The following is an 8,798-nucleotide window of genomic DNA, read 5'->3' as shown; positions in this document are numbered from 1 at the left end:
GCCAACGCGGGCGCGCGCGGCGGCACTGGCGCGCTTCCTCGATTATGTGCAGCGGCATGACAAGGTCTGGATCACGCGCCGCATCGACATCGCCGAGCACTGGCGCGCGACGCATCCATTTACGCATCCGTTCAAAGTTTGATCTACCGCCGTGGCGGCTCCACGGAAAACCATAAAAAAGCAGCACACATATAACCATTCAATGGAGGAGACACCATGCAGCAAGCAAACGCAATTGTGCATACGCCACTGGGAAAACATCTCGCAGCCGGCCTGATCGGACTATCGGCGATGGCCGCCGTGCAGCACGCGCACGGCGCCGACTGGAGCGACAATTCCATCGGCTACCGCTACGGCACCAAGTTCGCCGAACCGTTCAACACGCAGGACATCAGCAAGAACATCGTCAACTTCACGCATGCCAGCGGCTACAAGTACGGCACCAATTTCCTCAATGTCGACTTCCTCATGTCCGACAACAAGGACAGCAATGCGCAGGAAGCCTACCTGACCTACCGCCACACGCTCGACATCGGCAAGATCAGCGGCAAGGACCTGGCGTTCGGCCCGGCGCGCGGCGTCGGCTTCACGCTGGGCGTCGACCTCAACACCAAGAACGATCCCGGCTACGGCTCCAAGAAACGCATGTGGGTCGCCGGTCCGACGTTGATGATGGATGTGCCGGGCTTCCTCAACCTGAGCATCTTTGCGCTGTGGGAAAGCAACAAGCCGGTCGGCATCGCCAATCGTTATTCGTACGACACGCACCCGATGTTCAATGCCGCCTGGGGCATCCCGTTCGGCACCAGCGGCTTCGCGTTCGAGGGCTACATGAACTACATTGCCGCCAAGGGCAAAGACGAGTTCGGCAACAGCACCAGCCCTGAACTGAACTTCGACGGCCAGATCATGTACGACGTCGGCACGCCGCTGGGGCTGGGCAAGAACACGTTCCGCGTCGGCCTGGAATATCAGTATTGGCGCAACAAGTTCGGCAATCGCTCGACCGTGCCGGGCTCGTTCGCCAAGACGCCGATGCTGCGCGCGGAATATCACTTCTGATCTGCCAAATAAAAAACGGCGTGCCCGATGTGCACGCCGTTTTTCTTTTTCCGAACCTCGGAATCGTTCTATTCGGACAGCACCGTCTCGACCTTTTCATTCGGCGTGAAGCGGATCAGCGGCACCCGCCGCACCATCCACAAGCCGATCAGCGCCGACACGACAGCCAGCGCAATACCCATGTGGATCGCGCCGACCAGCGCATCCCGCGCAGCGTCCAGCAAGGCTGATCCGTTATGCCCCGCTTGCAGCATTTGCGCCAGCAGCGTCGACTGGATATCGTGGTTGACGAGGATTTCCGGATCCTTGAATTCGGCCAGCCATTGCGCGGCGTGATCGCTTTCCAGCGCGCGCTCGACGCCGCTGCCGTACATCTGCGTGACCAGCGTGCCGGTCACCGCCGTGCCGAGCATGCCGCCGATCATGCGCAGCGATTGCAGCAAGGCGGTGGCGATGCCGAGATGTTCGCGGCTGGCGGCCTGCTGCGCGAACACGGTCAGGTTGGGCAGCACCAGCCCGAGACCGAAGCCGCCGGCCAACATCGTCGCCAGCATGAACCCGGTCGGCGTATTGCGTTGCGACAGCACGATGCCCAGGCAGGACAGCGCGATCAGCACGAAGCCGACGTACATCATCATGTTGGGATTGGGAATGCGCGTGACGATGCGACCGTTGACGATGCTCGCCACGGTGATACAGGCCACCAGCGGCGTGATCAGCAGGCCTGCTTCGCGCGGCGACATGCCGAAACCGCCCTGGAACAGCAGCGGCGCATACATCAGCATCGAGAACATCGAGAAACCCGCCAGCACCGACAGCAGGAACAAGCTCGATAGCGCCGGATCCTTGAACATCTCGAACGGCAGGATCGGTTGCTCGACCTGGCGCTCCCATTTCCACAAGGCATAAAACGCACCGATGGCGACCACCAGCAACGCCAGCATGCCGCCGGTCAGGCCGCGCTTGGGAAAGAGTTCCACCAGCAATTGCAGACTGCCCAGCGCCACTGAAATCAGCAGCGCGCCCAGCCAGTCGAGGCGAACCTTGCCGGCATTCTTGTGGTGACGGATGTGCGGGATGTAGCGCATCGCAAAAAACAGCGACACCAGGCCCACCGGCAAATTGACGTAGAAAGTCCAGCGCCAGCCCAGCGATTGGGTCAGGAAACCGCCGAGCGACGGCCCCACCGAAGTGGCAATGCCGTAGGCGGCGCTGAGAATGATTTGCCAGCGCAGGCGAATGTGCGGATCCGGGAACAGGTCGGCCGCCGATGCGAACGCGGTGCCGACCAGCATGCCGCCGCCGATGCCTTGCAGGCCGCGCGCCAGCACCAGGAACAGCATGCTGTCAGCCATGCCGCATAGCATCGAGGCGATCACGAAGATGATGATGGAGGCGATCAGGAACGGCTTGCGACCGAAATAATCGCCAAGCCGGCCGAAGATCGGTACGGTGATCACCGAAGTCAGCAGATACGAAGTCGCCACCCAGGCGTACAGGTCGAAACCCTTGAGCTCGGCGACGATGGTCGGCAAGGCAGTGCCGACGATGGTCTGGTCCAGTGCCACCAGCATGATGACGAAGCAGATGCCGAGCGTGGCCATCAGGGATTCGCGGAAAGGCAAGACTTGACCGCTCGAATGCGCGGCTTCTTTGTATGGAGACATGTTGGAAAAATCGTTTGGCCGGGGCTTGCAGACGTTTATGTTGGCGAAACGACAAGCACCTGCAAATGATTACTTGTCGTGCACGACCACATTCATCACAGGCGCCAGCCTGAAGTGACTGAATCCTCATTCTATCAATTGCAGACGTACTCTGCAGAATGTCTTGGCAACGACGCCGACGTCAGCGTTTTGCATCACGGCGATTCAGGAGAACTGGCGGATATACAACACCCTGTTCGAAATCGAACGACGTCTTTATCGCGATGGCAACGCCAAGCAAAACCGAAAGGAAAGCCGCTATCGGGAAGTTGCTCTGTGCGGTGTCTGGCGAGCCGTCTGACGAAAAATCAGACGGCTGCAGGAGGCAGGATACAAAAGGCGGAGGAGTATCAGTCGCCGGCGATGGTCATGCTTTCCAGCAGGATGGAGCCGGTTTCCTTGGTGCCGCGGATCAGCGTGTCGTTGCCGATGGCGACGATCTGGCGCAGCATGTCTCTCATGTTGCCGGCGATGGTGATTTCTTCCACCGGATACTGAATCACGCCCTTCTCGACCCAGTAACCTGACGCGCCGCGCGAATAGTCGCCGGTCACGTAGTTCACGCCCTGCCCCATCAGCTCCGTCACCAGCAGGCCGGTGTCGAGCTTCTTGAGCATGCCCTTGAAGTTGTCGGATGCCGTCGTCAGCGACGACGTGATCGACAGGTTGTGCGAGCCGCCGGAGTTGCCTGTGGTCTGCATGCCCAGCTTGCGCGCGGAATAGGTCGACAGGAAATAGCCCTGCACGACGCCATCCTTGACCACCTCGCGGCGATGCGTCTTGACGCCTTCGTCATCGAAAGGCGCAGAACCGACACCGCCGATGACGTGCGGATCCTCGAGGATCTGGATATGTCCGGGCAACACTTGCTTGCCCAGCGAGTCGAGCAGGAAGGTCGACTTGCGGTACAGCGCACCGCCCGACACCGCTTGCACGAAAGCACCCAGCAAACCTGCTGCCAGCGGCGCTTCGAACAGCACCGGACACTTGCGCGTGGACAGCTTGCAAGCGTTCAGGCGCGCCAGTGCGCGTTCGGCGGCATAGCGGCCGATGGCTTCCGGTTTTGCCAGCTTTTTCGGATCGCGCATCGACGAATACCAGTCGTCGCGCTGCATGTTGGAGCCCTTGCCGGCAATCGGCGCCACCGAAATGGTGTGACGCGAGAATGGATAGCCGCCGATGAAGCCGCGCGAATTGGCCGCGACGAAATGCGATTGCTGCGCATAGACGCTGGCGCCTTCGCTGTTGGTGATGCGCTTGTCGACCGACAGCGCGGCGGCTTCGCAGCGCTGCGCCAGTTCGACCGCTTCTTCGGCGGTGATCAGCCATGGCGTGCACAGTTTGAGATCACGCGGATTGAATTCGAGGTTTTCTTCGTCAGGCAAGCCGGCGCAGTCGTCGATCGCGGTGAAGCGCGCGATGTTGTAGGCGGCTTCCACGGTTTCCTTGAGCGCCTGCTGCGAGAAATCCGAAGTGCTGGCATTGCCGCGACGCACGTTGCGGCCTTCGCCCAGATAGACGGTGACGCCAATGCCCTTGTCCTTGTTCTGCTCGATGGTCTCGATCTGGCCCTTGCGCACCGCTACCGACAATCCGCTGCCTTCGCTGATGTCGACCGCCGCATCCGAAGCGCCCTTTTCCTTGGCGTAACGCAACACATCCTGTGCAAGCTGCTTCAATTGGTCTTGACTGTGGGTAAATACGGTATCGCTCATTGGGCTGTTTTCTTCGGAATGCGTATAAAACGGGTATGATAGCAGTCGTTTAGCTTATTTTTCTGAATCATGCCAAATCCCAATCGCGGGTCCTGCGGCTTCCAATCCAACGAATTCGAGCAGGAATACGACCGTCCCTCCAAATCCCAACTGAAACGCGACATGACCGCGTTGCAGAAACTGGGCGAAGAACTGGTTGCCGAGCCGCGCGACCGCGTCAAGCGCGTCCCCATGCCCGAAGACGTACGTGACGTCATCCTCGAATGCCAGCAGATCAAGGATCACGAAGGTCGTCGTCGCCAGATGCAATTCGTCGGCAAGAAGATGCGCACGCTGGAGGAGCACGAAATTGCCGCCATCCAGAAGACGCTCGACAGCTGGCGCGGCCTGTCCAAAGCGGACACCGCCTCCATGCACGCACTCGAACGCCGGCGCGAAAAGTTGTTGAAAGACGACAACGCCCTTACTGAATTGCTTGCCCAGCATCCCGATCTCGACGCGCAGCACCTGCGCACGCTGATTCGCAATGCCCGCAAGGAACAGGCCGAAAACAAGCCGCCCAAGGCGTATCGCGAAATTTTCCAGATCCTCAAGCAACTGCAGGCTGCATCGCGTAGCGGCAACGCTGCGGACGACGACGCGGACGAGTTGGACGATGAACACGAAGACTGATCCGGACGAACTGCTGATCGGCCTGGTGTCGATCTCCGATCGTGCATCCGGCGGCGTCTACGAAGACAAGGGTATTCCGGCGCTGCAAGAATGGTTCGGCGCCGCGCTGGCCAGCCCGTGGCGCATGGAAACCCGCCTGATCCCCGACGACCGCGCACAGATCGAACAGACCCTCATCGAGCTGGTTGATGTGGTCGGTTGCGATCTGGTGCTGACCACCGGCGGCACCGGCCCTTCGCGCCGCGACGTCACACCGGAAGCCACGCTGGCGGTAGCCACCAAGGAAATGCCGGGCTTCGGCGAGCAGATGCGCCAGATCAGCCTGCAATTCGTGCCGACCGCCATCCTCTCGCGCCAGGTCGCGGTGATTCGTGAAATCAACGATGGGACCGCCGATCGCGCCGCCCTGATCATGAACCTGCCGGGCCAGCCCAAGTCCATCCGCGAAACGCTGGAAGGCGTCAGGGATGCCGACGGCAAACAACAAGTCGCCGGCATTTTCGCCGCCGTACCTTACTGCATCGACCTCATCGGCGGTCCTTACATCGAGACCAACGAAGCGGTCTGCAAGGCTTTTCGTCCCAAGTCGGCGATACGCCCGCCCAAATAAGCAATCCTCTTCAACGCGGGCAGGTCAGCTGATCTGCGCCGCCGCACAACATCGCACGATTGAGTTGATCAAGCAGCACTTGCAGCCGCTGCGGCGTGATGCGCAAGGGATAGCCATTCAGTTCGTTCGGGGTCGATGGCCGCCAGCCGAACTGCACCAGAAACAAATTCTTCGTTCCTTCAATGACCGCCACCAGACTGCCTTCACCGAATGGCGCTGCCGGCCCATAGCGATCGCAAAAGCCGCCGCTGATCGAGGTGTACGCGCCGTTGGTCATGGAATCCTTCTGCTTCATCGGCGTGAAGTGCCCGGAGCAACCGTTTTGCGCGCCTTGCAGCACGCGCTGCACGATCTGCGTCGACATGTGCACACCGGGGCTGACGGAAGCCGCGCCGCGCTGCACCGACATATAGCCTTCGCGCCAGGAGTCATGGCTTTCATTCTGCGGCAGGAATTCGACCACGTAGTCACCATTCGGATCGCCGTTCATGTAGGCCAGACGCCAGCCGGAAGGCGGCTGGATGATGAGGTTCTCGCCATTGGGCTGGAATAGGCTGCCTTCCTGCGCAGCGTGTGCCGCCGGCATCGCGGCCAGAGTTGCAGTCAAGGTCAGGGCGCAGGCCAGCAGCGCAGCGATTTTTTTCATCGTGGGTCTCCATCGGGGCAGGCCGGAGATTTTCCGCCGGGATCGTCGTATCATGGCGCTTCCGGCATCTCCGCCGTAAAACGTTATTGTGCACCAAGCTGCGCAAACCTGACCCGAAGAAAATACATGTCCGCACCCGCCCCGCTCCAGACCATCGAAATCGAATCCGCTCCCAATCCCACCGCCGCAGTGATCTGGCTGCACGGCCTCGGCGCCGACGGCAACGACTTCGTGCCCATCGTACGCGAACTCGACTTGTCCGGCAGCCAGGCCATCCGCTTCATCTTCCCGACTGCACCGACCATGCCGGTGACCATCAACGGCGGCTACGTGATGCGCGCGTGGTACGACATCTTCACGCCCGACCTGGTGCGCCGCGAAGACGAACCCGGCCTGCGCGCCTCGCAGGCGCTGGTCGAAGCGCTGATCGCCAGGGAAAAGGCGCGCGGCATTCCGGCCGAACGCATCGTGTTGGCAGGCTTCTCGCAAGGTTGCGCGATGACGCTTCAAACCGGCCTGCGCCACCCGGAAAAACTGGCCGGCCTGATGTGCCTGTCCGGCTACCTGCCGCTGGCCGCGATGATCGAAGCGGAACGCCGCACCGCCAACCACGCGACGCCGGTTTTCATGGCCCATGGCCGCCAGGATCCGGTGGTCGTCATTGCGCGCGCGGAACAGTCGCGCGACATGCTCAAGGCGCTCGGCCATGACATCGAATGGCATGAATACCAGATGCAGCATTCGGTATGCCAGGAAGAAGTGGACGACATCGGGCAGTGGCTGGCGCGGGTGTTGCCGAAGTAAAGGATTTACCGCCAAGGAAAAAGCCTGCGATGTGAACGACATCGCAGGCTTTTTTCATGTTGCGCCCGGCGTACCGGAGCGACATTGATTTACGCCGATTACATCGAGTAACGCAGTGTCAGCGCGACATTGCGCGGTGCACCCGGCAAGCTCAGGTTCGGGCTGCTGCCGTGGCCGGAGACGATATAGCCGGTGTTGAAGATGTTGTTGATGTTCAACTGCACCGAGTACTTGGCCGCCTTGTACACCGCCATCGCATCGGCAGTGAAATAGCCGGGCAGGCTCACCGTGTTGCCCGGATTGGCGAAACGGCTGCCCACGGCGTTGGCGCCGCCGCCCAGCGTAAAGCCATTGCCGACATCTTTTGTCAGCCACAAATTGGCGGAATGCATCGCCGTCAACGTGGCGCGTTTTCCTTTGATCGGAACGTTGTTGGCAACAGGTGGGTTAATGCCGGCGACGTTGGTGCTGCCGTCAACGGCAATCGAATCGGTCACCTTGGCATCCAGGTAGGCATACCCGGTCAGTACCTTCCAGCCTTGTTTCAAATCCGCGCTCAAGGTGAGTTCCACGCCATCCGTGCGTTGTTTTCCAACGGGAATAATTACCCTGGTGATAGGGTCCGAAGCTTTGATGTTGTCGCGCTCAAGACGAAATACCGAAACGGTAGTGCTCACGCGGCCGTCGAGAAAATCGTACTTCGCACCTACTTCGGTGTTACGCGTGTTTTCAGGCGCGATGTCGGCGTTGGTGGTCGCCAGCGGCAGTGTTTCGCCGGAAGGCTGGAACGAACGGCTCCATGACAGGTAGTACGACTGCGTCTCGCTCGGTTGCCAGACCAGGCCGGCGCGCGGGCTGAAAGCATTGTCGGTGCGCGACAGGTTTGCGGTGCTGGTCGTAACAACGCGCGACTGCTGCTTGAAACTGTCGTAGCGAACACCTAGCAACGCCTTCCACTGATCGCTGAAAGCGATCGTATCCTGCACATAGCCGGCGAGCGTGTCATAAGTGCCGAAAGTGCGGTTATTCACGGTCACCGCACTTGCGACGATAGTCGGCAGAACCGGATTGAAGATCGAGGTTGGGCCCGACGTCGGACCGCTGGAGCTCATCGAATCCTTGCTTTGCTGGCCGACTTCCACGCCATACAGGATTTCATGTTTGGTGCCGGCGATCGTCAGTTTCTGTGTCAATTCGGTCTGGTTGAACCAGCCGTTTTCGTCGCGGCTCAACGCGGCGTGGCCAAACTGCATCGTGCGTGCAACTTCGTTGACGTTGCCACTGATGTTGGTGTTGTTACGGTTCAGGTGATAGTCGTAATAGCGGAACGCGTTGCGCAGCGACAGGCTATCGTTGAAGCGGTGCGTCAATGTCGCCGGACTGACTTCGGCCTTGCAGCATGCCTTGACGCGCCTGCCCAAGGTCTCCGGCAACGGCGGCGAAGTGCAGATCGGCCGCGAACTGGCGGCCTTGCTGAACCTGGCCGACAAGGAATCGCAAAAACACGGCGACCAGTTCATCGCCAGCGAAATGGTCTTGCTCGGCCTGGCCGACGACAAGTCCGATGCCGGCCGCGCCGCGCG

9 protein-coding genes and 1 pseudogene are annotated in these 8,798 nt (G+C 60.4%); 6 read left to right on the top strand and 4 right to left on the bottom strand.

All coding sequences use genetic code 11. The features are described 5' to 3' along the window. Positions 1 to 216: 216 nt before the first annotated feature. Complete coding sequence (locus HLUSI_RS0107030; RefSeq protein WP_016833311.1) at positions 217 to 1,062, top strand: hypothetical protein; 846 nt, start codon at positions 217 to 219, stop codon at positions 1,060 to 1,062. Positions 1,063 to 1,130: 68 nt separating this feature from the next. Here the strand turns inward: HLUSI_RS0107030 and HLUSI_RS0107025 are convergent, their stop codons facing one another. Beyond that, complete coding sequence (locus tag HLUSI_RS0107025; RefSeq protein WP_016833310.1) at positions 1,131 to 2,729, bottom strand: DHA2 family efflux MFS transporter permease subunit; 1,599 nt, start codon at positions 2,727 to 2,729, stop codon at positions 1,131 to 1,133. Positions 2,730 to 2,892: 163 nt separating this feature from the next. On the opposite strand from HLUSI_RS0107025, the gene HLUSI_RS32450 reads away from it, so the two are divergent. Beyond that, complete coding sequence (locus HLUSI_RS32450) at positions 2,893 to 3,069, top strand: hypothetical protein (protein WP_157137768.1); 177 nt, start codon at positions 2,893 to 2,895, stop codon at positions 3,067 to 3,069. Positions 3,070 to 3,118: 49 nt separating this feature from the next. Here the strand turns inward: HLUSI_RS32450 and pmbA are convergent, their stop codons facing one another. After that, positions 3,119 to 4,483 (bottom strand): metalloprotease PmbA, encoded by a 1,365-nt coding sequence (gene pmbA / locus HLUSI_RS0107020; RefSeq protein WP_029363231.1) that lies wholly within the window; start codon positions 4,481 to 4,483, stop codon positions 3,119 to 3,121. A gap of 69 nt (positions 4,484 to 4,552) precedes the next feature. On the opposite strand from pmbA, the gene yjgA reads away from it, so the two are divergent. Both yjgA and mog read left to right on the top strand, forming a co-directional pair. Continuing rightward, positions 4,553 to 5,155 carry a ribosome biogenesis factor YjgA gene (yjgA, locus tag HLUSI_RS0107015; RefSeq protein ID WP_016833308.1) on the top strand — a complete coding sequence of 201 codons (603 nt, stop codon included), beginning with the start codon at positions 4,553 to 4,555 and terminating at the stop codon, positions 5,153 to 5,155. Next, a complete protein-coding gene (gene mog, locus HLUSI_RS0107010) occupies positions 5,139 to 5,765 on the top strand; it encodes a molybdopterin adenylyltransferase (protein WP_016833307.1) in 627 nt (208 codons plus the stop codon). Before yjgA ends, mog begins: the two co-directional genes overlap by 17 nt. A gap of 10 nt (positions 5,766 to 5,775) precedes the next feature. On the opposite strand, the gene HLUSI_RS0107005 is transcribed toward mog, so the two are convergent. Beyond that, positions 5,776 to 6,411 (bottom strand): hypothetical protein, encoded by a 636-nt coding sequence (locus HLUSI_RS0107005; protein WP_016833306.1) that lies wholly within the window; start codon positions 6,409 to 6,411, stop codon positions 5,776 to 5,778. Positions 6,412 to 6,537: 126 nt separating this feature from the next. Between HLUSI_RS0107005 and HLUSI_RS0107000 the strand changes: the two genes are divergently transcribed. After that, positions 6,538 to 7,215, top strand: coding sequence for an alpha/beta hydrolase (locus HLUSI_RS0107000; RefSeq protein ID WP_016833305.1), 678 nt, complete (start codon positions 6,538 to 6,540; stop codon positions 7,213 to 7,215). A 98-nt stretch (positions 7,216 to 7,313) separates the two neighbouring features. Here the strand turns inward: HLUSI_RS0107000 and HLUSI_RS0106995 are convergent, their stop codons facing one another. Next, entirely contained in the window at positions 7,314 to 8,585 is a 1,272-nt protein-coding gene (locus tag HLUSI_RS0106995) for a TonB-dependent receptor (protein ID WP_016833304.1), read from the bottom strand. Between HLUSI_RS0106995 and HLUSI_RS31400 the strand changes: the two are divergent. Next, a pseudogene (locus tag HLUSI_RS31400) lies at positions 8,581 to 8,798 on the top strand (Clp protease N-terminal domain-containing protein); the annotation flags it as partial. The gene HLUSI_RS0106995 and the pseudogene HLUSI_RS31400 sit on opposite strands and share 5 nt — an antisense overlap.

Origin of the sequence: Herbaspirillum lusitanum P6-12 (genome assembly GCF_000256565.1) — a bacterium.
GTDB lineage: Bacteria > Pseudomonadota > Gammaproteobacteria > Burkholderiales > Burkholderiaceae_D > Herbaspirillum > Herbaspirillum lusitanum.
Note: the sequence above shows the minus strand (reverse complement) of the source record. Positions and strands in the feature narration are given on the sequence as shown.

Bases quoted from the DNA above. Each gene is read 5' to 3' on its own strand.
- HLUSI_RS0107030 (WP_016833311.1), top strand. From the start codon at position 217: ATGCAGCAAGCAAACGCAATTGTGCATACGCCACTGGGAAAACATCTC.
- HLUSI_RS0107025 (WP_016833310.1), bottom strand. From the start codon at position 2,729: ATGTCTCCATACAAAGAAGCCGCGCATTCGAGCGGTCAAGTCTTGCCT.
- pmbA (WP_029363231.1), bottom strand. From the start codon at position 4,483: ATGAGCGATACCGTATTTACCCACAGTCAAGACCAATTGAAGCAGCTT.
- yjgA (WP_016833308.1), top strand. From the start codon at position 4,553: ATGCCAAATCCCAATCGCGGGTCCTGCGGCTTCCAATCCAACGAATTC.
- mog (WP_016833307.1), top strand. From the start codon at position 5,139: ATGAACACGAAGACTGATCCGGACGAACTGCTGATCGGCCTGGTGTCG.
- HLUSI_RS0107005 (WP_016833306.1), bottom strand. From the start codon at position 6,411: ATGAAAAAAATCGCTGCGCTGCTGGCCTGCGCCCTGACCTTGACTGCA.
- HLUSI_RS0107000 (WP_016833305.1), top strand. From the start codon at position 6,538: ATGTCCGCACCCGCCCCGCTCCAGACCATCGAAATCGAATCCGCTCCC.